Origin of the sequence: Pseudomonas mandelii, from assembly GCF_006438925.1 — a bacterium.
Classification (GTDB): Bacteria; Pseudomonadota; Gammaproteobacteria; order Pseudomonadales; family Pseudomonadaceae; genus Aquipseudomonas; species Aquipseudomonas mandelii_C.
In genome coordinates, this window is the sequence record NZ_RCZA01000004.1 from 100,787 (window position 1) to 125,102 (window position 24,316).

Sequence of the window (24,316 nt, forward strand, 5' to 3'; positions counted from 1 at the left end):
GGACACCTTGCAGACCCCGAATTCTGTGGAGTTGCACTGTGAAAACCCTATCGACGCATACCCTGCTATTGGCATTGGGCGGGCAGTCCCTGCTCGCCCTGGCTTCAGAGCAAGACACCGCAAAAGGCTTTATCGAAGACAGCCAATGGAGCCTGCTCAACCGCAGCCTCTACGACCGTCGGGACTATGAACACGGCTCACTGAGCAATGGCGCGCGCAATGCCTTCAAGCCCCGATCCGAACGCAGTGACCTGGCCGAGGAATGGGCCTACGGCCTGATGGCCGATTTCATGTCCGGCTACACCACCGGCACCGTAGGGCTGGGCCTGGATGCCCATGTCTATTCCGGCTGGGAACTGGACAGCGGCGGCGGCCGGGCCGGCAAGGCGCGGGTGTTGGGCGTGGACAATGACGGGCACCCCAAGGATGAGTTCAGCCGTGGCGGCGCCGTGGCCAAGCTGCGGTTTTCCTCGACGGAATTGCGTTACGGCGAGCAGCGGGTAAAAACCCCGGTGTTCGGTTCATCCGACAGCCGCTTGCTGCCGGAGACCGCCACCGGCTGGCTCCTGACCAGTCGCGAACTGCCCGCCACCACCCTGTATGGCGGGCATTTCAACGAAAGCACCGACCGCAACGCCACCAGTCATGACCAAGGCTTTGTGGTCAATTACTCCAACGGCAAACAGGGCGACAGCTTCGACCTGGTGGGGGTGCGCAACACGGCGGTCAAAGGGCTCAACGCCAGCCTGTTCAGCGCGGACTACGCCGACACCTGGCGACAGCACTACCTGGGCGCGGTCTACACCCAGCCGTTGGCGGAAGGTCAGGACCTGATCTTTGATCTCAATCTGTACCGAACCCAGGACACTGGCAAAGCCTTGTCCGGCCGCATCGACAACACCACCTGGAGTTTGCTGTCGACCTACAAGCTCGGGGCCCACAGCTTCGGCCTGGGCTATCAAAAGGTCGATGGCGACACGCCTTTCGATTACGTGACCCGTGGCGCGATCTACCTGAGCAACGCCGTGGCACTGTCCGATTTCAACGCGCCCCGGGAGGCTTCCTGGCAAGCGCGTTATGACCTGAACATGGCCGGTTACGGGATTCCCGGCCTGACCTTCGGCGCACTGTACGTGCGCGGCAGCGGCATCGACGGTACTGATATGGACCCGAACGGTGGCTACAAATGGCTGGGTTACGGGCAGGGCGGCAAGCACTGGGAGCGTGATCTGCAAGCCAAATACGTGGTGCAGTCGGGCGTTGCGAAAAACCTCGCGTTCAGCCTGCGCCATGCGGTTCATCGCGGGAATGCGGCGCAAGCAGAGCTGGACGCCAATCAGATCCGCCTGGCGATCGAATACCCGCTGGGGGGCAAATTCTGATCCGGAACGGAATCGCCTTTGTGCACTTTTATAAGGCCGCGCACCCCTGCGCTGCACTATGCGAAGGCAAGCATCGGGCTTTGATGGGCGCCCGTGGTCAACGTTTACTGGCGCAAGGACTGCCAATGGCCGACTGGCACAAAGTCTGCAAGACACTGTTCAGGCCCACTGTGAATGCAGTCGAGTGGGCAGCCCCCTCGGTCAACGACGATCGATTGACCGAACAGGTCGCGGGCAACATCGGTGCATCCGGCATAGATGCCTGACTTAGCACCGTAAACGAACAGGCAAAGACGCCTGGAACCGCAAGGTTTCAGGCGTTTTTTTTTGCTTTTTGAACAGCTATCGACGGGTGTCTCTTATGAATTCCAATGTTGCCACTTTGAACAAGCTGCAAACGCTGATCGTGATCGGCAATGGCATGGTCGGACATCATTGTGTCGAACAGCTGATCGAACGCGGTGCCCTTGATCACTATCGGCTGCACGTGTTCAGCGAGGAGCCGATGCGTGCCTACGACCGCGTGCACCTTTCCGAGTATTTCTCCGGCCGTGATGCCGAGTCGCTGGCCCTTGGTGAAGCCTCGCTGTACCAGACCCCGGGCGTCACCCTGCATCTGGGGGTGCCGGTCCTGGAAATCGACCGCGCCCGCCGCCAGGTGATCACCGCGCAAGGTTGTGTCTCCTACGACAAATTGGTGCTGGCCACCGGGTCCTATCCGTTTGTACCGCCGATCGAAGGCGCCGAGGGCGATTCGCGCCTGGTGTATCGCACCCTTGAAGACCTCGACGCCATTCGTGCCGCGGCCAGCAACGCCCGACGCGGTGTGGTGGTCGGCGGTGGATTGCTGGGCCTGGAAGCCGCCAACGCCCTGAAAACCCTGGGCCTGGAAGCCCATGTGGTGGAATTCGCCCCGCGCCTGATGCCGGTGCAGCTGGACGAATACGGTGGCCTGGCGCTCAAGGCGCAGATCGAGCGGCTCGGCGTCGGTGTGCACCTGTCGCGCGGCACGCAATCGATCAGCGCAGGCGAGGACTACCGCTACCGGATGAACTTCGCCAATGACGAATTTCTTGAAACCGACCTGATCGTGTTCTCCGCCGGTATTCGTGCGCAAGACGCACTGGCCCGGCAATGCTCGCTGGAAGTCGGTCCGCGCGGCGGTGTGGTGATTGACGACCAATGCCAGAGCAGCGATCCGAACATCTACGCCATCGGCGAGTGTGCCGCGTGGAACGGCAGCATTTTTGGTCTGGTCGCCCCGGGCTACCAAATGGCGCGCGGTGTTGCCGCACTGCTGTGCAACGAAACCGCCGAGCCGTTCATGGGCGCGGACATGTCGACCAAGCTCAAACTGCTGGGCGTCGATGTCGGTTCCATCGGCGACGCTCACGGCAGCACGCCGGGCGCGCGCAGTTATCAGTTCATCGACGAAACCACGGCCAGCTATCGTCGCCTGGTGGTGGATGCGACCGGCAAACACGTGCTCGGCGCGGTGCTGGTCGGTGACAACAGCTATTACGACACGCTGCTGCAATACATGCAGAACGCGATTGCGTTGCCGGTGGAACCCGCCAGCCTGATTCTGCCATCGTCCGAAGGCGCGCCGACCCTCGGTCCGGGCGCGTTGCCCGAAGCGGCCACGGTGTGCTCGTGCCACAACGTCACCAAGGGTTCCATTTGCTCGGCCATCGACGGTGGCTGCACCGACCTCGGCCTGCTCAAGTCGCAGACCAAGGCGTGCACCGGTTGCGGTGGTTGTGCCGGGCTGCTCAAGCAGGTTTTCGAGCATGAGTTGATCGCCCGTGGCGTCAGCGTCGACAAGAGCCTGTGCGAACACTTTGCCTATACCCGTCAGGAGCTTTATGCGCTGGTGCGGGTAGAAGGGGTGATCACCTTCGAAGAACTGCTGGCCAAGCATGGCCGTGGCCACACCGGTTGCGACGTGTGCAAACCGGCGGTGGGCTCGATCCTCGCGTCGTGCTGGAACCAGCCGATCATGGACGCCTCACTGGTGCCGCTGCAGGACACCAACGACACCTTCATGGCCAACATGCAGAAAAACGGCACCTATTCGGTGGTGCCGCGCATCCCTGGTGGCGAAATCACCGCCGACAAACTGATCGCGATTGGTGTGGTGGCGAAGAAATACGACCTCTACACCAAAATCACCGGCGGCCAGCGGATCGACCTGTTTGGCGCGCAGTTGCATGAATTGCCGGACATCTGGGCCGAGCTGATCGAAGCCGGTTTCGAAACCGGGCACGCCTACGGCAAGTCGACCCGCACCGTGAAGTCTTGTGTCGGCAGCACCTGGTGCCGTTACGGCGTGCAAGACAGCGTGCAAATGGCCCTGACCATTGAGGACCGCTACAAGGGCCTGCGCTCGCCGCACAAGCTCAAATTCGCGGTGTCCGGTTGCACCCGCGAATGCGCCGAGGCCCAGAGCAAAGACGTTGGCGTGATCGCCACCGAGAAAGGCTGGAACCTTTACATCGCCGGCAACGGCGGCATGCGTCCACGTCACGCCGAGCTGTTCGCCACCGACCTCGACGATGCGACCCTGATCCGCTACATCGACCGCTTCCTGATGTTCTACATCCGCACCGCCGACAAATTGCAGCGTACCTCGGTGTGGCGCGAAAGCCTGGAGGGCGGCCTCGATTACCTCAAGGATGTGATCATCAACGACAGCCTCGGGTTGGGTGAAGAGCTCGAATCGCAGATGCAACTGGTGGTCAATCGCTATGAATGCGAGTGGGCCAACGCCCTCAAAGACCCGGAAAAACTCAAGCGCTTCCGTACCTTCGTCAACGACAAACGCCCGGACCCGGACATCCACTTTGTCCAGGAACGCGGCCAGCGGCGCCCGATCATGGCGGCCGAACTCAACCTTATCCCTGTCACCGAGGAGATTGCCTGATGAGCCAGTCCAATACCCAACGCATCGATTCCCTGGAAAGCGCCGAGGCCTGGCAAACGGTGTGCGAGCAACAGGACCTGGTCAGCAACTCCGGCGTCGTCGTCTGGCTCGACGGCGCACAAGTTGCGCTGTTCTACCTGCCGGGTGCCGAGGGTCGGACCCTCTACGCCATCGACAACCATGACCCGCAATCCGGGGCGAATGTGATCGGTCGCGGGTTGGTCGGCAGCATCAAGGGTGATCTGGTGGTTGCATCGCCGATCTACAAACAGCATTTCCGCCTTGAGGACGGCAGCTGCCTGGAGTACCCGCGACAGCGTCTGCGTGTTTGGCCCGTGCGGTTGAACAGCGGCGTGGTGGAAGTCGGGGTGGCTTGAGCCTGTTCAACAGCATCGCGTATGCGCATCGGAGGCATTTATGAAAACAGCCGCACAATTGCTGAAACTCAAGGTCGTGCAAAACCGCCAGGTGCATAGCATCGCGCCTGATGAAATGGTGCTTGAAGCCCTGAGGATCATGGCCGAAAAGAATGTGGGCGCGCTTCCGGTGATCGAGGCCGGGCGGGTGGTCGGCGTGATCAGCGAGCGCGACTATGCGCGCAAGGTCGTGCTGCAGGGGCGCTCTTCGGTCGGTACGCCGGTGCGCGACATCATGAGCGCGCCTGTGGTGACGGCTGACAGTCAGCAGAGTATTGAGCGTTGCATGGCGGTGATGACTGACAGCCATCTGCGTCATCTGCCGGTGATGGAGGGTGGCGAACTGATGGGGCTGTTATCGATTGGGGATCTGGTCAAGGAAGCTATCGTTGAACAGGCGGATTTGATTCGGCAGTTGGAGCATTACATTCGCGGGCACTAGACCGGTCAGCGCCACTAAGGCTGGGGTACATATCCGTTTCTGCGGTGATGGCGACTTTGGGTTCCGCCCTTACGGCGGGTCACTTGGAAAAGCGCCAAGTAACCAAACGCTCTTGCCCCTGACGTACGGTGCCTCGCCTAGGCTCGGCATGCCCTCGCTCCGGTCCTGCTCCGTGGGCCCGCCGCCATCGGCCATCCATGGCCGGGGGCGGCTACCGCGGCATCCTTGCCGCGGTGCCCACTGCGCAGAACCTGCGCTCGGCCTTCCGACGGGGCAGATCAAGATCAGAAGCAAGATCAAAAGCAAGATCAAAAGCCCGGCGTTGTACCTGTGGGAGCGAGCCTGCTCGCGAAAAAGCGTTCGGACACGCGTTCATTCAGACAGCACGCGTTATCGTTCACGTCTTTCGCGAGCAGGCTCGCTCCCACAGGAGAATGCGTACGCTTGAAGAGGCAGGCCGGCCGGTAGGCCGCCTCGCGGTGCAGTTGCGGTACTCGCCCCCTCGAGAGGCCGAGTGGAGGTTCTGCGTAGTGGGCAACCCGGCATGGATGCCGGGTTAGCCGCCCCCGGCCATGGATGGCCGATGGCGGCGGGCCCACGGAGCAGGACCGGAGCGAGGGCATGCCGAGCCTGGGCGAGGCACCGAACGTCAGGGGCAAGAGCCCTTGGTTACTTGGGGCTTTTCCAAGTGACCCGCTGTAAGAGCGGAATCATAAGCAGCCGTTACCGAAGAAACGGATATGCACACGAGCCTGGCGGTTTTACGGCTTTCTTGATCAGTGTCAACCGCATAACCAGGCGCGCTCTGTAATCTCCAGAGACCGACAGCCAGTGCGCTCACCCCAATGTTCGCCGTAGCGCGGGTTGCCTTGACCCAAGGCGAAAACACCATGATCTATCCACTGATTCTGACCTTGCACCTGTTTGCCGCCCTGATCTTCATCGGCACGGTGTTCTTCGAAGTCCTGTTCCTGGAAAGCATCCGCAAACAGCTACCCGCCAGGGTGATGCTGCTGGTGGAGCAGGGTATCGGCCGCCGGGCCCGCTCGCTGATGCCGTGGGTGCTGCTGGTGTTGTTCGGTGCGGGGCTGGGCATGGTCTGGTTGCGCTACTTGCCGGTTCTTGCCTCACCGCTGTCCTCATCGTTCGGCACCTTGCTGGCGTTGAAAATCGCGGTGGCCGTGAGTGTGCTGCTGCATTTCCTGGGTGCCATGTTTCTCTTCAAAAGCGGCCGAATGAGCCCGCGCTACCTGCACTTCATCCATGGCAGCCTGTTCTGCCACATGGTCGTTATCGTGTTGCTGGCCAAGGGCATGTTTTACCTGACGTGGTAAGCGGGCCTGACCGGTGGTCCGTTGTGCAGACACTTGGCTTGCGCTTGATGCAAATCAAGGAGCATTGAGGGTTAAACCCGGAGACTGACAATCCGCAGCCAGTCTCGGAGACAGTCATGCTCGATTTATTTCACAACCCAGGCGAGTTGATCGCTCGGTGCGATCAAGGCGTGCTTGACCCTAACTGTCATGCCGACACGCAAAAATTTCATGAAGGTATTGGCTCTCTGGATCTGCTTCGTGCATTGCGCGTCAGCCGCCAGAAGTGCCGTCCGCTGTCCCTGAACGTGCAACTGCCTTCCAGCCTCAAGCCGTCTTCCTGTGCCCCGCGCGATATCGCCGGCGAACACAGCGGCATCGAGCAGTACCTTCAGCATCTGGAACAGGAAATCGACCTCGTCGGTTGTCACCTCAGTGCAGAGCAACGGGTCGAACAGTTTCATCTGGGGGGCGGAACACCCGCGCCTGCCCATCTGGAGCGGTTGATGAGTCATCTGCGTGGCCGGTTCAACTTTCTCGAACATGAAGGCGGCGACTACAGCGTCGAGTTGGACCTTCACCATACCGACTGGTCGACCATGGGGTTGTTGCGCAACCAGGGTTTCAATCACGTCAGCATCGGCGTTCCGGATATCGACGCCGACTGTGACAGGTCGGTGGCCTGCTACCAGAACCCGGCGCCGATCCAGTCGCTCATGGATGCCGCTCGCACCTTTGGCTTTCGATCCATCAACGTCGATCTGGGCTTTGGCCATGCCTGGCAGACGCCAGACAGTTTTGCGCTGAAGCTGGCGAGCATTATCGAGCTGGAGCCGGATCGGCTGATGGTGTTCGACTATGCCCGGCCACCACGGCGCTATCGTCCGGTGCTCGGTGACAAAGTCAGAGCGCTGTGCAGCCAGGATGACAAAGGCGCGATGCGCCAGATCTGCTTTGATCAACTGCTTTGCGCGGGTTATCACTACATCGGTCTGGGACAGTTTGTCCGACCCGATGATGATTTGGCGGTCGCCCAGGAGCGCGGCCGGTTACGCCGTACCTGTGAGGGTTTCTCCCGTCATGGCTATTGCGATCATGTTGGATTCGGTTTGGGCGCCATCAGTCAGATCGACGATTTGTACACGCAAAACACTGACGAGATTGAACGCTATCAGCAGCAACTGGACATGAAGCAATTGCCGACCTGTCGAGGCTGGCGTTTCGAGGCGGGGGATCAGATCAGGCACATGGTCATGGAGCGTCTGGCCTGTGATCAGGAACTGGATATCCGCGCCATCGAGCGGCGCTACGGGCTGGTTTTTTCCAAGTACTTCTCCGCCGTCTGGCCGTTGCTGGAGCAATTGAGTCGGGACGGGTTGATTGAATTGTCAGACCGTTTCATCAGCATCCTTCCCGCCGGTCGGCCGGAAGCGGATGCCATCTGCAGCCTGTTTGAAAAGGATTTGGGCGGGCCCATTGCGAGTTGATCGATCATGAACACGACATTTGATTTCAATCGCGCCCTGGTCGAAAAGTACGACCGCCCGGGGCCGCGCTATACCTCTTACCCCACGGCGCCGCAGTTTCATCAGGCGTTTGCCGTTGACGACTATCAGCGCGCCGCCCGCGACAGCAATCTGGTGGCCGCGCCGAAACCGTTGTCGGTGTATATCCACATCCCGTTTTGCAAAAGCCTTTGTTACTACTGCGCCTGCAACAAAATCATTACCCAGAAAACCCATCGCGCCGTCGAGTACCTGACGTACCTCAAGCGTGAAATCGCGATGCAGGCGGCCTTGTTCGCCAACACCCGCAAACTCACCCAGTTGCACCTGGGGGGCGGCACGCCGACCTATTTGACCAGCGAACAGCTGGCGGACCTGATGGACTGCCTGCACCAGGCGTTCAACATGGATGACAGCGATGACCATGAGTTCTCCATCGAGGTCGACCCGCGCACCATCAGCACCGAGCAGATTCAGTCGCTGCGCCAGTTGGGCTTCAATCGCCTGAGCTTCGGCGTGCAGGATTTCGACCCCGACGTGCAGGCAGCGGTCAATCGCCAGCAAAGTGAAGAGCAGATTTATGCGCTGGTCGCGGCGGCGCGCGAGGCGCACTTCAAGTCGATCAGCGTCGACCTGATCTACGGCCTGCCCCTGCAAACCGTGCAGAGTTTCGACGTCACCCTGAGCAAGATCATCGCGCTGCGTCCGGACCGGATTGCCGCCTACAGCTATGCGCATTTGCCGGAGATGGTCCGTGCGCAACGGCTGATTCGTCCCGCCGACATGCCGCCGCCGGAGCGCAAGCTGGAACTGCTCGAACTGACCATCCGCCGTCTGACCGAGGCTGGTTACGTCTACATCGGCATGGATCATTTCGCCTTGCCGGATGACGAGCTGGCGCTGGCCCGGGCCAATGGCACCCTGCAGCGTAATTTTCAGGGTTATTCCACCCATGCCGACTGCGATTTGATCGGCCTTGGGGTGTCGTCGATCGGCAAGGTCGGCGACAGCTACAGCCAAAGCGTCAAAGAGCTTTCGCAGTACTACGCCCGTATCGATCAAGGGTTGTTGCCGGTGCATCGGGGTTACCGCTTGAACGCCGACGACCTGCTGCGCCGCGAGGTGATCAGCGACCTGATGTGCCATGGCCGTATCGCGTTCGACAAGTATGAGGCGCCGCATGGCATTCGCTTCACCGAGTATTTTGCCGAGGCGCTGGCGCAGCTGGGCGAGCATGTGCGCGATGGATTGCTGCAGATTCACCGCGACGAATTGGTGCTGTTGCCACAAGGGCATTTGATGATGCGCAGTGCCGCGATGGCGTTTGACGCCTATCTGGGTGGCGAACAAAAAGGCCAGTTCTCACGCACGGTTTGAGACCCGGGAGTCTGTCTTCCGGGGGTATTTTCTCAAGTTGATTTCAATCAAGGGCAGGGGGCGCAACGCTCCCTAACATGACCGAAAGCCCTTTCGAAATCAGCGAGCCCATGACAATCCATCAGCCTTCGATACACGGCAACCTGCGCACCTGGGGTGTCGGGCTGGTGGTCATGCTGACGCTGATGCTCGCCACCTTCGAGGCGGTGCAAGCCAAGCAGTACGGCGACATCGAGCAGAAGCGCATTGAGAAAACCTTCCCTCAGACCGATTCCGTTTCCGCGCCCGAAGGCCGGTTCAAGGTGCGTACGCTGTCTGCCGCCGGCAAGGTCATCGGTTATGTGTTCCAGAGCCTGGACGTGGTGGATATTCCGGCCTATTCAGGCAAACCGATCAACACCCAAGTGATTCTCGACACGACCGGCATGATTCAGGATGCCTATGTGCTGGAACACCACGAGCCGATTCTGCTGATTGGCATTCCTGAGGCAAAACTCCACGGTTTCACCGCCAAGTACAAAGGCGTCAAGGTCAGTCAGCGGGTCGTCGTCGGCCATTCCAGTGATCCAAACGCAGTCACCGTCGATGCCATCGCCGGCGCAACCGTCACCGCCATGGTGGTCAACGAAGTCATCATGCGCGCCGCCGATGAAGTGGCCGTATCGCTCAAGCTGATCGAGGACACCGCCGGTGTGGCACGCAAGCCCGCCATCGTACGGCTGGACTTTTTCGAGCCCGCCACCTGGGAACAACTGACCGGCAACGGCGCCATCCGCCGCTTGAACCTGACCCGTGGCCAAGTCGACGTCGCCTTCAAAGGCACCGAAGCCGAAGGCATCGACAACGCCAGTGCCGACCAGGTGGATGAGACCTTTATCGAGCTCTACACCGCCGACCTGAACCCGCCGACCATCGGCCGCGCGCTGCTGGGCGACAATCAATATCGCTTCCTCATGCAAGACCTCAAGCCCGGCGAGCAGGCCATCGCGGTGCTGGGTCGTGGGCTGTTTTCCTATAAGGGCTCGGGGTATGTGCGCGGCGGAATTTTCGATCGGGTGCAATTGCGTCAGTTCGGCAACGTCATCAGCTTTCGCGACATGGATCATCAGCGGCTTTCCGACGTGTTTGCCAAGGGCATGCCGGAATTCACTGAGATGTCGATTTTCATTGTGCGCGAACCGGCGAAGTTCGATCCGGGATCGCCCTGGTCTCTGGAGCTATTGGTACGTCGCCAGACCGGCCCGGTCAGCGGCACGTTCAGCAGCTTCGAACTGGCCTATCAATTGCCCGAGCCCTACCTTGAACGGCCACTGCCCAGCGCCGAAGAACTGGCCGCCCTCGAGGAAGCCAGTCGGCCAATGTGGTTGACCATCTGGTACCAGAAACACTTCCAGATCGCCGTGCTCGGGACCGCGTTGCTGCTGCTGACGGCGATCCTGTTTTTGCAGGACAAGTTCACCCGCCGGCCGCATTTTCTGCACTGGCTGCGTCGCGGTTACCTGGTCTTTACCGTGGTGTTTCTTGGCTGGTATGCGCTGGGGCAGTTGTCGGTGGTCAATGTCCTGACCTTTGTGCATGCGCTGTTCGAGCACTTTCGCTGGGAGCTGTTTCTCACTGATCCGCTGATCTTCATGCTCTGGGTCTTCACTGCCGCGAGCATCCTGCTGTGGGGCCGTGGCGTGTTCTGCGGCTGGCTGTGTCCGTTTGGCGCCTTGCAAGAGTTGATCAACGAAGCCGCACGCAAGCTGAAAATCCCTCAATACGAATTGCCGTTCGCGGTGCATGAGCGCTTGTGGGCGATCAAATACATCATTTTGCTGCTGCTGTTCGGCATCTCCCTGGAGTCGATGTCCACCGCCGAGCTGTTCGCCGAGGTGGAGCCGTTCAAGACCGCCATCACCCTCCGGTTCGACCGCCAGTGGTGGTTCGTGCTCTACGCCGTGGCGCTGCTGGTCATCAACCTCTTCACGCGCAAAGTCTATTGCCGCTACATCTGCCCGTTGGGTGCGGCGCTGGCGATTCCGAGCAAATTTCGCCTGTTCGACTGGCTCAAGCGCCGCAAGGACTGCGGTACGCCTTGCCAACTGTGCGCCAAGGAATGCGAGATCCAGGCGATTCATCCCGATGGCCGGATCAATGCCAACGAGTGCCACTACTGCCTCGATTGCCAGATGACTTACCAGAACGACAACAAATGCCCGCCGCTGATCAACAAGCGCAAGAAGCGCGTCAAAGCGGCACCCGCCACTGTGCAACTGATACCTGTCGTGGAAGTGACCGCTCTGGAATGAACCCCGCGAGCGCCTGTCCGCAGTGACCGTTTTTATCCCTTCAAGGAAAACACCTGATGAACGACACAGAATCCAAAAAAGTAGCTGAAGTGCCGGAACCGACCGGCCTCAGTCGTCGCGGCTTCCTGGGAACCAGTGCGGTGACCGGCGCGGTACTGGCCGGTGCCACGGCCATCGGTGGCGCGCTCTTCACCCGTGAGACCTGGGCGGCTGCGGCCAAGGACGCGCAATCGAAAACCCACGTCGGGCCGGGCGAACTGGATCAGTACTACGGTTTCTGGAGTGGCGGCCATCAGGGTGAAGTGCGGATCATGGGCATTCCGTCGATGCGCGAGTTGTTGCGTGTTCCGGTGTTCAACGTTGACTCCGCCACCGGTTGGGGGCTGACCAATGAAAGCAAACGGATCATGGGTGACAGCGCGCATTTCCAGAATGGCGACTGTCACCACCCGCATTTGTCGATGACCGACGGCAAGTACGACGGCAAATACCTGTTCATCAACGACAAGGCCAACAGCCGCGTTGCGCGTATCCGTCTGGACATCATGAAGTGCGACAAGATGCTCACCGTGCCCAATGTGCAGGCCGTTCACGGGTTGCGCTTGCAAAAAGTGCCGCACACAAAATACGTGTTCGCCAATGCCGAGTTCGTGATTCCGCACCCCAATGACGGCAGCACCTTCGACCTGCAGGACAAGAACAGCTACACGATGTTTAACGCCATCGATGCCGAGAAAATGGAGATGGCGTTCCAGGTCATCGTCGACGGCAACCTGGATAACACCGACGCCGATTACACCGGCAAGTATGCTGCTTCGACCTGCTACAACTCGGAGAAGGCCTACGACCTGGGCGGCATGATGCGCAACGAACGCGACTGGGTGGTGGTGTTCAACATCCCGCGCATCGAAGCGGCGATCAAGGCTGGCAAGTTCATCACCCTGGACGGCTCGAAAGTGCCGGTGGTCGACGGTCGTAAAGACGAAGGCAAGGACAGCGCGTTCACCCGTTACATCCCGGTGCCGAAGAACCCCCACGGCATCAATATGACGCCCGATGGCAAGTACTTCATTGCCGCCGGCAAACTCTCGCCCACTTGCACGATCATCGCCACCGCGAAGCTGGACGATCTGTTCGACGACAAATTCAAGGACCCACGCGACGTGGTGGTCGGCGAACCGGAACTGGGTCTGGGCCCGCTTCACACCACCTACGACGGCCGCGGCAATGCCTACACCACGCTGTTTATCGACAGCCAGGTGGTGAAGTGGAACGTCGAGGAGGCGATTCGCGCGTACACCGGCGAGAAGGTCAACTACATCAAGCAGAAACTCGACGTGCAATACCAGCCGGGCCACAACCATGCCTCGCTGACCGAAACCAGAGACGCCGACGGCCAATGGCTGATGGTGCTCAGCAAGTTTTCCAAGGACCGCTTCCTGCCGACCGGCCCGCTGCACCCGGAAAACGATCAGTTGATCGATATCTCCGGCGAGGAAATGAAACTGGTGCACGACGGCCCGGCCTTTGCCGAACCCCATGACTGCGTCATGGCCCGCCGCGACCAGATCAAGACCAAAAAGATCTGGGACCGCAACGACCCGTTTTTTGCTGAAACCGTGGTCATCGCCGCGAAGGACGGGATCAAGCTGGAGACCGACAACAAGGTCATCCGCGACGGTAACAAAGTCCGCGTCTACATGACCTCGATGGCCCCGGCCTACGGCCTGCCGGAGTTCACCGTCAAACAAGGCAACGAGGTCACGGTGACCATCACCAACATCGACCAGATTGAAGACGTGACCCACGGCTTCGTGATGACCAACCATGGCGTGAGCATGGAGATCAGCCCGCAGCAGACCTCATCGATCACCTTCATCGCCGACAAGGCCGGCTTGCACTGGTACTACTGCAGCTGGTTCTGCCATGCGCTGCACATGGAAATGGTCGGCCGCATGAAGGTCGAGAAGGCCTGACCGTTGCCCATCGACAGGAGCGAAGCAATGACTGAGAGCAAGGGAAACCCGGTGAAGGTCATTGCGCTTGCGCTCCTGCTGATGTCCGGCAGCGCGCTGGCGGTGCAACCCATCACCACGCTGCCGTTGACGGTGGACGCCGATCAACGCTGGCACCTGCCGGCCGGGGAATACCGTGGCTCGTTCAGCGTCGATCAACCGATGCAGATTGTCTGCGAGCCGGGCGCGGTATTTCAGGGGGAAGGGCAGGGCAACGGCTTGATTATCAGTGCGCCGAATGTCGGCATCGAGGGCTGCACCTTTCTGGACTGGGGACACGACCTCACCGCCATGAATGCGGCGCTGTTCATCCAGCCCAAAGCCCATGGCGCGTTGATTAAAGGCAATCGCCTGCAGGGTAAGGGCTTCGGTATCTGGGTCGACGGCACTCAGGATGTGAGCCTGATCGACAACCGTATTCAGGGTGATCCGGCGATGCGCTCCCAGGATCGCGGCAACGGTATTCATCTGTATGCGGTACATGGCGCCAAGGTCATTGGCAACCAGGTGCGCGACACCCGCGATGGCATTTACATCGACACCTCCAACGGCAACCTGCTGCAAGGCAATACCCTGGAGGACCTGCGCTACGGCGTGCATTACATGTTCGCCAACGACAACCAGCTGATCGGCAACACCACCCGCCGCACCCGCACCGGTTACGCCTTGATGCAAAGCCGCAAGCTCACGGTGATCGGCAATCGCTCCGAACAGGATCAGAACTACGGGATCCTGATGAACTACATCACCTATTCAACCTTGCGTGACAACTTCGTCACTGACGTGCGCGACGGCTCGACCGGCGACAGCATGATCAGCGGTGCCGAGGGCAAGGCGCTGTTCATCTACAACTCGCTGTTCAACAGCATCGAACACAACCACTTCGAGCACAGCGCCGTGGGCATCCACCTCACCGCCGGCTCGGAAGACAACCGCATCGCCGACAACGCGTTTGTCGGCAACCAGCGGCAGGTCAAATACGTCGCCACCCGCTTGCAGGAATGGTCGGTGGATGGCCGGGGTAATTACTGGAGTGATTACCTGGGCTGGGACCGCAACAACGACGGCCTCGGCGATATCGCCTACGAACCCAATGACAACGTCGATCGTCTGCTGTGGCTGTACCCGCAGGTGCGGCTGTTGATGAACAGCCCCGGGATCGAATTGCTGCGTTGGGTGCAACGGGCCTTTCCGGTGATGAAATCGCCGGGGGTACTCGACAGCCATCCGCTGATGAAGTCATCCACTCAAACCCTGACCCAGGAGCCTGCCGCATGAACGTCATCGACATAGAAGGCGTGAGCCAGCGTTATGGGCACGCCACCGTGTTGCATCGGTTGAACCTCAGCCTCGCGGAAGGTGAAGTGCTGGGTTTGTTCGGGCACAACGGCGCGGGCAAGACCACCAGCATGAAACTGGTGCTTGGCCTGCTCCAGCCCAGCGAAGGCCAGGTCAGGGTATTCGGCCGTTTGCCCAGTGATCCCCACGTGCGGCGCCTGCTCGGTTATCTGCCGGAGAACGTGACGTTTTACCCGCAGCTGAGCGGTGTTGAGACCTTGCGCCATTTCGCGCGACTCAAAGGTGCCGCCTCAGCTCAGGTGGACGCACTGTTGGAGGAAGTCGGCCTGGCCGGTGCGGCGTATCGGCGGGTCAAAACTTACTCCAAGGGCATGCGTCAACGCTTGGGGCTGGCGCAGGCGCTGCTCGGCGAGCCGCGTTTGTTGCTGCTTGATGAACCTACCGTCGGCCTCGATCCCATCGCTACCCAGGACCTTTATCGGTTGCTCGATCGCCTGCGCAACCAGGGCACCAGCATCATTCTCTGTTCCCACGTGTTGCCGGGTGTTGAGGCGCACATCAACCGCGCAGCGATTCTGACCCAGGGCCGCCTGCTGGCCCTCGGCAGTCTGCGCAGTTTGCGCGAGGAGGCCGGGTTGCCGACGCTGATTCGCGCCAATGGCCTCAAGCACGCCGGGCCGTTGCAGCAACGCTGGAACAACGCCGGGCATATCACCGAACGCTGGGGCGTCGAAGGTCTTGAAGTGGCCGCGCTCAATGGCAGCAAGCTCGGGCTGTTGCGCCAACTCCTCGATGAAGACGAACCGGCCGACGTGGAAATCCATCAGCCGTCGCTGGAAGACATTTACCGCTACTACATGAGCCGGGCCGGTGCGGCGTCGATCGGGGAGGCCGTATGAACGCTGTCTGGAACATGGCCCGCAAGGAATTCTGCGACGGTTTGCGCAATCGCTGGTTGTTGGCGATCAGTGTGTTGTTCGCAGTGTTGGCCATCGGCATCGCCTGGCTGGGCGCCGCGGCTTCTGGGCAATTGGGTTTCACCTCGGTGCCGGCCACCATCGCCAGCCTCGCCAGTCTGGCAACGTTTTTGATGCCGTTGATTGCGTTGCTATTGGCCTATGACGCCATCGTCGGCGAGGACGAGAGCGGCACGTTGCTGCTGTTGCTGACGTACCCGTTGGGCCGCGGGCAGATTCTGCTCGGCAAGTTCGTCGGCCACGGGTTGATCCTGGCGCTGGCGACACTGATCGGTTTCGGCTGCGCCATGCTGGCCATCGCCGTGCTGGTGGACGATGTCGAACTGAGCCTGCTGCTTTGGGCCTTTGGCCGGTTCATGGCGTCGTCGACGTTGTTGGGTTGGGGGTTTCTGGGGCTGGCCTATGTGCTGAGCAGTGTGTCTGCCGAGAAATCCACGGCGGCCGGGCTGGCGCTGGGCGTCTGGTTCTTCTTTGTGCTGGTGTTCGACCTGGCACTGCTGGCGCTGTTGGTGCTCAGCGAAGGGCAGTTCAACCCGAAAGTGCTGCCCTGGTTGCTGCTGCTCAACCCCGCTGACATCTATCGCCTGATCAACCTCTCCGGTTTTGAGCCCGGCGCCGGCACCACGGGTGTGCTGACGCTGGGCAGTGATTTGCCGATGCCGGGGTCGATGCTCTGGCTGTGCCTGTCGCTGTGGGTGGCGGTGCCATTGGGCTCGGCCTGGCTGTTGTTTCGTCGCCGGGCGACATGAATTTCCACTTTGATGGTTTTGGAGAAGTTGACGATGAGTACGTTTTATCTGACGACGGTGCGCGCGGTGGCGGGCCTGATGATGTGCCTGTTTCTGACGGCCTGCGACAACTCGGCGCAAGCCACTTACAGCGACGCCGCCACAGCCTTTCATCCCAGTGATGAATGCCATGTCTGCGGGATGATTATCGACGGATTCCCCGGACCCAAGGGCGAAGTGGTCGAGCGGGCCGGGGTCAAGAAGTTCTGCTCCACGGCGGAAATGATCGGTTGGTGGTTGCAGCCGGAAAACCATCATGGCGATGCAAAACTGTATGTCCACGACATGGGCCGCAGCCCATGGAACGCGCCGGATGACGCCCATCTGATCGATGCCAAAGACGCGTTCTACGTGGTCGGCACCCAACTCAAAGGCGCCATGGGCGTGGTATTGGCGTCGTTCTCCAGTCGCGATGCTGCTGAAAAGCTTGCCGCGGAGCAGGGCGGTCGCTTGCTGCGCTTCAGCGAGATCACTCCGGCGCTGTTGCAGCAACACTAACGCCGTCGAAAAATCCTGATCGCCGTCAAGTCGTTTTTTCTTCTCCTGCTCAAAGATAGGGACTGGCAATGTCCCCAGTGCTTGGCATCCGTGATGCCCAGGAGTAGATGATGAAAACCGAGTTTCAGGACCGTTTGGCGGTGGTCACGGGTGCCAGCTCCGGGATTGGCCTGGCACTGTGCGCCGCGCTGTTACCGCGCGGGGTCAAGGTGCTGGCGATGTCACGGACTCTGGGTGAACTGCCGGCTTTGCAGCAGATCTACGGTGAGCGGTTGCAGTGGTTTGCCGGGGATGTCACGAGTCAGCAAGACCTGCGCGAGCTGGCCGAGTGCGCTGCGGCGTTGGGTCCCGTGGACTATCTGGTGCCTAACGCGGGTATTGCCGAGATGGCTGACAGCCTGGATATGGCGGCCTTCCAGCGTCAGTGGGCGGTTAATGGTGCCGGGGCGTTGAATACCCTGGCGGCGTTGCGCGGTGAATTGGCGAGCCCGGCTTCGGTGGTGTTTGTCGGGAGTTTCCTGACCGGTTCGAGCTTTCCGGGGTTGGCTGCGTGCATTGCCAGCAAGGCTGCGCTGGCGGCTCAGGTCCGCACGCTGGCGGTGGAGTTTGCTCGGTATGAGGTGCGCATTAATCTGGTCTCTCCGGGGCCGACGGCTACCTCGATGTGGGATCACTTGGGGTTGAGCGATGGGGAGCTTGGCGATGTTGCCGACACGCTTGGTAAACGTCTGTTGCCGGGGCATTTTCTTGATGCGGCGGCGGTGGCCAATGTGATTGTTTTTCAGTTGTCGCAGGGTGCTCGGGGGGTTTATGGGCAGGACTGGAAGGTTGATAACGGGTACACCTTGGGCTGAAGTCCGTTCGGAGTACCGGAGTACATATCCGTTGTTGCGGTAACGGCGACTTAGGGTTCCGCCCTTACGGCGGGTCACTTGGAAAAGCGCCAAGTAACCAAACGCTTTCGCCCCTGACGTACGGCCCTTCGCCTAGGCTCAGGGTACCCTCGCTCCGGTCCTGCTCCGTGGGCCCGCCGCCATCGGCCATCCATGGCCGGGGGCGGCTACCGCGGCATCCTTGCCGCGGTGCCCACTGCGCAGAACCTGCGCTCGGCCTTCCGACGGGGCAGATCAAGATCAAAAGCCAAAGCCAAAGCCAAAGCCAAAGCCAAAGCCAAAGCCAAAGCCAAAGCCAAAGCCAAAGCCAAAGCCAAAGCCAAAGCAAGATCAACAGCCCGGCGTTGTACCTGTGGGAGCGAGCCTGCTCGCTCCCACAGGGGAGTGCGTACACTGGAAGAGACAGGCCGGCCGGTAGGCCGCCTCGCGGTGCTTTTGCGGTACTCGCCCCCTCGAGAGGCCGAGTGGAGGTTCTGCGTAGTGGGCAACCCGGCATGGATGCCGGGTTAGCCGCCCCCGGCCATGGATGGCCGATGGCGGCGGGCCCACGGAGCAGGACCGGAGCGAGGGCATGGCGAGCCTAGGCGAGCCACCGAACGACAGGGGCAAGAGCGCTTTGGTTACTTTCGCGCTTTTCGAAAGTGACTCGCTGTAAGAGCGAAACCGATAGCCGCCATTACCGAAGAAACGGATATACACCCAAGGTTTAGTGCGAAGTCCCCTCAGCAAACTCAATCTTGTTCCCCACGTTGTACTTACCCGAAGGCTTATTCATCGGAATACGTTTGATCTCCTTGAGAGTGTTGCTGTCATAAACGATCAGCGCACCGTCGGTGGCCCAGATGCTCAGCAGCAAGTAGCGGCCATCCCGGGTGAACTCAACATGAGCAGCGGTTTTCCCGGGCATCGGGCGCAAGGTGTGGGCAATCTCCAGCGTCTGCTTGTCGATCAGGTGGATCGCATCGTTATCAGGCCCGAAGAACACGTCACTCCAGGCATACCGTGAATTGACGTGACTGCGCATGAAAAAACCCGGCCCCAGGGTCGGAATTTCCTTGATCAGTTTCCAGGTCTTGAAGTCGATGACCGAGATCAGCCCCTTGCTGATATTCGGTGTGGCGAACACCCACTCACCGTTGCGTTTCCAATAAGTCCCCGAGCCCAAATGCGGCATGCCCGGCAGTGGGATGTCAGTGATCACCTTGCCACTGTCGAGGTCGATCACTTGACCGCCCTGGGCCTTGCGCGACGTGGCCAGCAGCTGTTTGTAGTCCGGTGAAAAAGAAAAATCGTCGAGAAAATCCCCGGCAGAAATCCGTCGTGGTTCGAAATTGGGTGTGTCAGCCCAGGACAATTCCCAGACTTCCTTCACGTCCTTGAGCGCCACGATGAAACTGTCGCGCGGCGGGGCGGAGTAGACCGCGCTGACCCGTGACGCCGTACCGTCCTGACCGATTGTGGGTATGGTTTTGACCAGCGACAGATCGCGGGCATCGAGCACTACCAGGTTCCCGGGCAAATAGTTGCCCACCAACACCCAGCGTCCATCCTTGCTCACCGCCAGGTTGCGGGTATTGAGCCCGGCGCGGACCTCGGCGATCAGTTTCAGGTTGTGCAAGTCATACAGGCTGATCCAGCCGTCACGGGAGGCGAAGTAGACGAAGCGCCCATCGGGCGAAAACTTCGGCCCGCCATGCACGGCAAAGTGCGAAGCAAACCGCGCCAGCACCTCAAAGCGGTCGCCGTCGAGGATGTCGATGTGATGGTCGCCGGCTTCCACCACCACGAACAGGTTCAGTGGGTCGGCGCCATGCTGGGGCGTGGTGGGCAGTTTGCTGAGGTCCGCGAGCATCGAGTGACTGCCGAGAATGTCGTCATTGCTCCAGGTGGGTGGGGTGGCGGGCGGTTGCTGAAGGTAATCCACCAGCGCGTCGATCTGCGCGGGGCTGAACACAGTGGCATAGCCGGCCATTTGGCTCGCGGGGCGGCCGTTCTGGATCACGCTGCGGATTTCATCGGGTTTGATCCGGCTGAGACTCTCCGGCAACAACGCCGGCCCTGCACCGCCGAGACGGTTAATGCCGTGACAGCTCTGGCAATGCTGCTGATAGTTTTGCGCCGCTTGTTCAAGTGCCGGAACCGCTGCGCCGGCCTGCGCCGCACTGACCCACAACAGGTGGGCAAGGACCATGCGCCTCATATCGCCACCTTGGCATGGCGTTGCAGTGCTTGGGCCGGGTAAAGCCGCGCCGGGTATTCCAGTTGTTCTGCGCCAAACAGATCGACCACGGTGCCGATCACCGTCAGTGTCGGAATGCCCGGTGGACAATCCAGCGCCAGGGTCGGTAATTGGTGCAGCTTGCCACGGGCGACGTGCTGGTCGGGACGCGTGCCGTTGCTGATCAGTGCCGCCGGTGTATCGGCTGACAACCCGGCTTCGATCAAGCGCTGAGCGATGATCCCCAGATTCGACAAGCCCATGTAAAACACCAACGTCTGGCTACTGTCCGCGAGGCTGCTCCAGGGCAGCGACAACTCGCCGTCGCGTTGCAAATGGCCGGTGATGAACCGGCAGGAATTGACCAGATCGCGGTGGGTCAACGGTATGCCTGCGTAGGCGCTGCAGCCGGAAGCGGCGGTAATGCCCGGCACCACCTGGCAATCAATGCCGCGTCGCAGCAGGTATTCCAGCTCTTCGGCACCGCGACCGAAAATGAACGGGTCGCCGCCCTTGAGCCGGACCACCCGCTGCCCTTGATCGGCGAGGTCGGCGAGCAGTTCGTTGATCTGTTCCTGAGGCAGGCTGTGGCAGCCGCTGGCCTTGCCGACGTAATGCCGGGCGCAGGTCAGGGGAATCAACGTCAGCAGTTCGGGGCTGATCAGCCGGTCGTACACCACAGCGTCGGCCTGCATCAACAGGCTCCAGGCGCGCAGGGTCAGCAGGCGTGGATCGCCGGGGCCGGCGCCGACCAGGGCGACTTCGCCCGGTCTGAACGGCGACTCAAGTGTGGCCGGTATCGCAATCGATGGAGGCATGGGACGTCCTTGGTGCTTCATCAGGTTGGCCGGCCCCAGCCTTTGTCAGGTGGTTGGCCGGACGGGCTATTCAGTGGGTGATGCAAGGGATGTTCGTTGACGGCGTAACACCGATTTCGTCATCGCTGAGGTGGCAGCCGGGGTCCTGGCCCCACAGATCTCCCTCGGCCCAGGCGCGTGTGCGGGTGTTGCCGTTGCAGATGGGCAACCAGCGGCATTGCGCGCAACGGCCACCGACCGCGCGGGGATGCTCACGCAGGCGCAGCAGCAGGGCATCCGGCTGATCCAGCCACAACGTGCGGAACGGCGTGCGGCGGACATTGCCCACCGAGTGCTGCCACCAGTAGGTGTCCGGGTGCACTTCGCCGGTGTTGTCGATGTTGGCAATGCCGCTGCCCGATGCGTTGCCACCCCAGGCGCGGAGCATGTTTTTCAGGCGTGGGTAATGTTCCGGCAGGTGCAGAGCCGCCCATTGCAGCAGCAGAATGGCGTCGGCATCGTTGTTGCCGCTGACAAAATCGCTGTCGCGGCCCTGTTGGATGTCTTCCCACGCGCGCTCAAAGATCAACGTCATGGCCTCGCGGCTCATCTGCTGGTGCGCGTCGAGTTTGCGACTGCGTTTACCGCGACCGCTGTAGTTGAGGTGCGACAGATAAAACTTCTGTACGTCGTACTCGCGCATCAGCGCCAGTAACTGGGGCAACTGTTGATGGTTCTCCTGGGTCAGGGTGGTGCGCAGGCCGACGCGAATACCCTGTTCGCGACAGAGCCGGATCGCCTGCATGGAGCGGGCGAAACTGCCCTTGAGTTGGCGGAAAGCGTCATGGGTGGCTTCCAGTCCATCGATGCTGATCCCGACGTAGTCGAAATTCGCCGCACTGATCTGTGCGATGTTCTGCTCATCGATCAGCGTGCCGTTGGTGGACAAGGCCACAAAGAAACCCTTGGCCCGGGCGTAGGCGCTCAGCACAAACAAATCCTCGCGCAACAGCGGTTCGCCACCGGAAAGAATCAACACCTTGACGCCGGCATCGTGCAGATCGTCGATCACGGTCAACGCGGCGGCCGTATCCAGTTCGTCGCGAAAGACACTGTCGGCCGAGGTGGCGTAGCAATGTTTGCAGGTCAGGTTGCAGCGCCTGAGCAGGTTCCAGATCACCACCGGCGCCCGGTTACTGCCCGGTGGGCTGGTTCTCGGTGCTGGCGCCTGGCTGGCCAGTGCACGCAGGTATTGGCTGATCCTCAACATGCAACTCTCCTTGAGTTTGGGCGTGTTCAGCGCAAAACGGGTGGCAAGCGCAAGCCGGTTTTCTTCAGGATGCGGCTGCTCACCAGCATCTCGTCGGCACCACAGGCGTCACCCAGCAAGTAGCGCAGGTGCTCGCGGTAGCTGTTGATTTCATCGCTGCTGCGACCATGCACCATGGCGAACAGGTTGTAGCGCCAGTCGGTTCGGCGCGGACGGCGATAGCAGTGGCTGACGAAGGGTTGCGCGCCGATCAGCGCGCCGAGGCGCGGCATGTCGGTGTCGCGCACATCCCAGACCGTCATGCCGTTGTGGCGATAGCCCAGTCGGTAGTGATTGGGCACGGCGGCGATCCGCCGGATCGCGCCCTCGGCTTGCAAGCGCTTGAGCAGATCGAGGGTGGCTTCGATGTTCAGCCCCAGCTGTTCGGCGAGCCACGCCCACGGGTCTTCCAGCAACGGCAGACCCGCCTGGGTCAATACGATCAGACGCTGGATGAGGGTGTCTTCAGACCGGGAAATACAGACCGACATGGTAGGTCTCCTCTTTGGGCAGGTTGAGCAGCGGCAGGCCGGTCAGGGTTTCGATGCGCTGCAGCGTCTCGGTGATGGCGTGCTCGGTCGCGCAGCCGAGCACGAACCACATGTTCCAGGCGTGTTCGCGTCGGTAGTTGTGCGCCACTTCAGGCAGGCCATGCAGTTGCTCGGCAACGTCGTCGAAACGCTCCTCCGGCACCGCCAGTGCGGCGAGGGTGAAGGCGCCACCCAGTCGTTCAATGTCAAACATCGGGCCGAATCGGGTGAGCACGCCGTCATCGAGCAGGGTATGCAGTCGGCCGAGTAGTTCAGTGCTGCTGCTCTCCAGTTCGGCAGCCAATACCCGCCAAGGGTGGCGCACCAGCGGCAGGCCCAGTTGCAAGCGGTTGATCAGGCGACGGTCAAGGTCATCCATGGGTCGGTGCTCCTGTGCGCGAGGGCGCAAAGCGGCCGCCGCACTGTTTGAAGACCTGGGTGCTGAACAGCAATTGATGGGGCAAGTCGCTGAGCAAATGTTCTTCCAGTAGCGCCTGGATTTGCGCTTCCACCTGATCAGGTTGCCGCCCATGCACCATGCAAAACAGGTTGTACCGCCACTGCGGCAAACGCCGGGGCCGTTGGTAGCAGAGGTTAATGCCGGGCGCTCGCCCCAGGCGTTGGCCGACTTCGTCAATCAGCGCATCGGGAATATCCAGCACCAGCATGGCGTTGGCGGTAAAACCCAGCGCGCGATGGTGCAGCACCAGGCCGATACGGCGAAACAGCCCTTGCTCGCTCCACTGGCGCATTTGTTCGAGCACCTGGTTTTCGTCTGTGTTTATCCGTTCGGCGAGGGCCTGATACGGGCGCGACACCAGCGGCAATCCACCTTCGAGGTGCCGGCGCAGATCCAGCACTTGTTGGGGGCTCAATCCGGGCTTCATGATTGTTCTCCCAGGGCAAAACCGAGGTCGATGCGGTAGGCGGTCAACATCGGCAGGTCGAGCGGCATGAGGCCGGTGTCGTTCTCCAGTTCCTTGAGCACACGGTCGATGTGTTGGCGATCAGGGGCGGTCAGCACAAACCACAGGTTGTAGAAATGCTCCCGTGCGTAGTTGTGATTGACCTCCGGGTACTGACTGACGCGATCGGCCACCTGTTGCAGGCGTTCGGCGGGCACGGCGAGGGCGGCGAGGGTGCTGGCCCCGGCGCGACTGTGTTCGAACACCGGGCCGATCCGTGAGAGGGTGCCGGCCTGATCCATTTCTTCCAGGCAGGCCATCACCTGGGATTCGCGGCAGCCGAGAATCCGCGCCATCTCCTTATACGGTGACGGGCACAGCGGCATGCCGTGCTGGAAGCGGTCGATGAGTTGGCGGCTGAGCAGCTCAAGGTTCATT

General features: G+C 60.8%; 22 protein-coding genes. 15 read left to right on the forward strand and 7 right to left on the reverse strand.

What is annotated here, in order from left to right; all coding sequences use genetic code 11:
- The first annotated feature begins 38 nt into the window (after window positions 1-38).
- The 15 genes from EAH74_RS10480 to EAH74_RS10550 all read left to right on the forward strand — a co-directional run bounded on the left by EAH74_RS10480 (window position 39) and on the right by EAH74_RS10550 (window position 18,080).
- A complete protein-coding gene (locus tag EAH74_RS10480) occupies window positions 39-1,382 on the forward strand; it encodes an OprD family porin (protein WP_140678093.1) in 1,344 nt (447 codons plus the stop codon).
- Window positions 1,383-1,402: 20 nt separating this feature from the next.
- On the forward strand, window positions 1,403-1,648 hold the full coding sequence (locus EAH74_RS10485; RefSeq protein ID WP_140678095.1) for a hypothetical protein: 246 nt from the start codon (window positions 1,403-1,405) through the stop codon (window positions 1,646-1,648).
- 95 nt (window positions 1,649-1,743) lie between these two features.
- Window positions 1,744-4,305, forward strand: coding sequence for a nitrite reductase large subunit NirB (gene nirB, locus EAH74_RS10490; protein ID WP_140678096.1), 2,562 nt, complete (start codon window positions 1,744-1,746; stop codon window positions 4,303-4,305).
- Window positions 4,305-4,682 (forward strand): nitrite reductase small subunit NirD, encoded by a 378-nt coding sequence (nirD, locus tag EAH74_RS10495; RefSeq protein WP_140678098.1) that lies wholly within the window; start codon window positions 4,305-4,307, stop codon window positions 4,680-4,682. The genes nirB and nirD overlap by 1 nt, the downstream gene beginning before the upstream one ends.
- Window positions 4,683-4,722: 40 nt before the next feature.
- Entirely contained in the window at window positions 4,723-5,163 is a 441-nt protein-coding gene (locus tag EAH74_RS10500; protein ID WP_140678100.1) for a CBS domain-containing protein, read from the forward strand.
- A gap of 890 nt (window positions 5,164-6,053) precedes the next feature.
- Window positions 6,054-6,497: a CopD family copper resistance protein gene (locus tag EAH74_RS10505; RefSeq protein WP_140678102.1), complete on the forward strand. Its 444-nt coding sequence runs from the start codon at window positions 6,054-6,056 to the stop codon at window positions 6,495-6,497.
- A gap of 116 nt (window positions 6,498-6,613) precedes the next feature.
- Window positions 6,614-7,963 (forward strand): coproporphyrinogen III oxidase, encoded by a 1,350-nt coding sequence (locus EAH74_RS10510; RefSeq protein ID WP_140678104.1) that lies wholly within the window; start codon window positions 6,614-6,616, stop codon window positions 7,961-7,963.
- A gap of 6 nt (window positions 7,964-7,969) precedes the next feature.
- A complete protein-coding gene (hemN, locus tag EAH74_RS10515) occupies window positions 7,970-9,358 on the forward strand; it encodes an oxygen-independent coproporphyrinogen III oxidase (RefSeq protein ID WP_140678105.1) in 1,389 nt (462 codons plus the stop codon).
- A gap of 77 nt (window positions 9,359-9,435) precedes the next feature.
- Complete coding sequence (nosR, locus tag EAH74_RS10520) at window positions 9,436-11,649, forward strand: transcriptional regulator NosR (protein WP_140678107.1); 2,214 nt, start codon at window positions 9,436-9,438, stop codon at window positions 11,647-11,649.
- A gap of 53 nt (window positions 11,650-11,702) precedes the next feature.
- Window positions 11,703-13,625: a TAT-dependent nitrous-oxide reductase gene (nosZ, locus tag EAH74_RS10525; RefSeq protein WP_430539778.1), complete on the forward strand. Its 1,923-nt coding sequence runs from the start codon at window positions 11,703-11,705 to the stop codon at window positions 13,623-13,625.
- A gap of 27 nt (window positions 13,626-13,652) precedes the next feature.
- On the forward strand, window positions 13,653-14,942 hold the full coding sequence (locus tag EAH74_RS10530; RefSeq protein WP_140678111.1) for a nitrous oxide reductase family maturation protein NosD: 1,290 nt from the start codon (window positions 13,653-13,655) through the stop codon (window positions 14,940-14,942).
- Entirely contained in the window at window positions 14,939-15,862 is a 924-nt protein-coding gene (locus tag EAH74_RS10535) for an ABC transporter ATP-binding protein (protein ID WP_140678112.1), read from the forward strand. The genes EAH74_RS10530 and EAH74_RS10535 overlap by 4 nt, the downstream gene beginning before the upstream one ends.
- The gene (locus EAH74_RS10540) at window positions 15,859-16,689 is read left to right on the forward strand and encodes an ABC transporter permease (RefSeq protein WP_140678114.1); all 831 of its coding nucleotides are present in this window, start codon (window positions 15,859-15,861) and stop codon (window positions 16,687-16,689) included. Before EAH74_RS10535 ends, EAH74_RS10540 begins: the two co-directional genes overlap by 4 nt.
- Window positions 16,690-16,722: 33 nt before the next feature.
- The gene (locus EAH74_RS10545; RefSeq protein ID WP_140678116.1) at window positions 16,723-17,226 is read left to right on the forward strand and encodes a nitrous oxide reductase accessory protein NosL; all 504 of its coding nucleotides are present in this window, start codon (window positions 16,723-16,725) and stop codon (window positions 17,224-17,226) included.
- Between the two features lie 110 nt (window positions 17,227-17,336).
- Window positions 17,337-18,080: an SDR family NAD(P)-dependent oxidoreductase gene (locus tag EAH74_RS10550; RefSeq protein WP_140678117.1), complete on the forward strand. Its 744-nt coding sequence runs from the start codon at window positions 17,337-17,339 to the stop codon at window positions 18,078-18,080.
- A 745-nt stretch (window positions 18,081-18,825) separates the two neighbouring features.
- On the opposite strand, the gene EAH74_RS10560 is transcribed toward EAH74_RS10550, so the two are convergent.
- The 7 genes from EAH74_RS10560 to EAH74_RS10590 form a co-directional block, all read right to left on the reverse strand.
- Window positions 18,826-20,319, reverse strand: a complete 1,494-nt coding sequence (locus tag EAH74_RS10560; RefSeq protein ID WP_140678118.1) for a nitrite reductase — start codon at window positions 20,317-20,319, stop codon at window positions 18,826-18,828.
- Entirely contained in the window at window positions 20,316-21,155 is an 840-nt protein-coding gene (gene cobA / locus EAH74_RS10565; protein ID WP_140678120.1) for a uroporphyrinogen-III C-methyltransferase, read from the reverse strand. Before cobA ends, EAH74_RS10560 begins: the two co-directional genes overlap by 4 nt.
- A gap of 70 nt (window positions 21,156-21,225) precedes the next feature.
- The gene (gene nirJ / locus EAH74_RS10570) at window positions 21,226-22,404 is read right to left on the reverse strand and encodes a heme d1 biosynthesis radical SAM protein NirJ (RefSeq protein WP_140678122.1); all 1,179 of its coding nucleotides are present in this window, start codon (window positions 22,402-22,404) and stop codon (window positions 21,226-21,228) included.
- 26 nt (window positions 22,405-22,430) lie between these two features.
- The gene (locus tag EAH74_RS10575; RefSeq protein ID WP_140678124.1) at window positions 22,431-22,934 is read right to left on the reverse strand and encodes an Lrp/AsnC family transcriptional regulator; all 504 of its coding nucleotides are present in this window, start codon (window positions 22,932-22,934) and stop codon (window positions 22,431-22,433) included.
- Window positions 22,909-23,352, reverse strand: coding sequence for an Lrp/AsnC family transcriptional regulator (locus EAH74_RS10580; RefSeq protein ID WP_140678126.1), 444 nt, complete (start codon window positions 23,350-23,352; stop codon window positions 22,909-22,911). The genes EAH74_RS10575 and EAH74_RS10580 overlap by 26 nt, the downstream gene beginning before the upstream one ends.
- A complete protein-coding gene (locus tag EAH74_RS10585) occupies window positions 23,345-23,860 on the reverse strand; it encodes an Lrp/AsnC family transcriptional regulator (protein WP_140678128.1) in 516 nt (171 codons plus the stop codon). Before EAH74_RS10585 ends, EAH74_RS10580 begins: the two co-directional genes overlap by 8 nt.
- The gene (locus EAH74_RS10590; protein ID WP_140678129.1) at window positions 23,857-24,315 is read right to left on the reverse strand and encodes an Lrp/AsnC family transcriptional regulator; all 459 of its coding nucleotides are present in this window, start codon (window positions 24,313-24,315) and stop codon (window positions 23,857-23,859) included. The genes EAH74_RS10585 and EAH74_RS10590 overlap by 4 nt, the downstream gene beginning before the upstream one ends.
- Window position 24,316: the final 1 nt, after the last annotated feature.

Bases quoted from the DNA above. Each gene is read 5' to 3' on its own strand.
- EAH74_RS10560 (WP_140678118.1), bottom strand. From the start codon at position 20,319: ATGAGGCGCATGGTCCTTGCCCACCTGTTGTGGGTCAGTGCGGCGCAG.
- EAH74_RS10550 (WP_140678117.1), top strand. From the start codon at position 17,337: ATGAAAACCGAGTTTCAGGACCGTTTGGCGGTGGTCACGGGTGCCAGC.
- nirJ (WP_140678122.1), bottom strand. From the start codon at position 22,404: ATGTTGAGGATCAGCCAATACCTGCGTGCACTGGCCAGCCAGGCGCCA.
- EAH74_RS10575 (WP_140678124.1), bottom strand. From the start codon at position 22,934: ATGTCGGTCTGTATTTCCCGGTCTGAAGACACCCTCATCCAGCGTCTG.
- EAH74_RS10540 (WP_140678114.1), top strand. From the start codon at position 15,859: ATGAACGCTGTCTGGAACATGGCCCGCAAGGAATTCTGCGACGGTTTG.
- EAH74_RS10530 (WP_140678111.1), top strand. From the start codon at position 13,653: ATGACTGAGAGCAAGGGAAACCCGGTGAAGGTCATTGCGCTTGCGCTC.
- EAH74_RS10585 (WP_140678128.1), bottom strand. From the start codon at position 23,860: ATGAAGCCCGGATTGAGCCCCCAACAAGTGCTGGATCTGCGCCGGCAC.
- EAH74_RS10535 (WP_140678112.1), top strand. From the start codon at position 14,939: ATGAACGTCATCGACATAGAAGGCGTGAGCCAGCGTTATGGGCACGCC.
- nirB (WP_140678096.1), top strand. From the start codon at position 1,744: ATGAATTCCAATGTTGCCACTTTGAACAAGCTGCAAACGCTGATCGTG.
- EAH74_RS10510 (WP_140678104.1), top strand. From the start codon at position 6,614: ATGCTCGATTTATTTCACAACCCAGGCGAGTTGATCGCTCGGTGCGAT.
- EAH74_RS10580 (WP_140678126.1), bottom strand. From the start codon at position 23,352: ATGGATGACCTTGACCGTCGCCTGATCAACCGCTTGCAACTGGGCCTG.
- EAH74_RS10500 (WP_140678100.1), top strand. From the start codon at position 4,723: ATGAAAACAGCCGCACAATTGCTGAAACTCAAGGTCGTGCAAAACCGC.
- hemN (WP_140678105.1), top strand. From the start codon at position 7,970: ATGAACACGACATTTGATTTCAATCGCGCCCTGGTCGAAAAGTACGAC.
- cobA (WP_140678120.1), bottom strand. From the start codon at position 21,155: ATGCCTCCATCGATTGCGATACCGGCCACACTTGAGTCGCCGTTCAGA.
- EAH74_RS10505 (WP_140678102.1), top strand. From the start codon at position 6,054: ATGATCTATCCACTGATTCTGACCTTGCACCTGTTTGCCGCCCTGATC.
- EAH74_RS10545 (WP_140678116.1), top strand. From the start codon at position 16,723: ATGAGTACGTTTTATCTGACGACGGTGCGCGCGGTGGCGGGCCTGATG.
- EAH74_RS10590 (WP_140678129.1), bottom strand. From the start codon at position 24,315: ATGAACCTTGAGCTGCTCAGCCGCCAACTCATCGACCGCTTCCAGCAC.
- nirD (WP_140678098.1), top strand. From the start codon at position 4,305: ATGAGCCAGTCCAATACCCAACGCATCGATTCCCTGGAAAGCGCCGAG.
- nosR (WP_140678107.1), top strand. From the start codon at position 9,436: ATGACCGAAAGCCCTTTCGAAATCAGCGAGCCCATGACAATCCATCAG.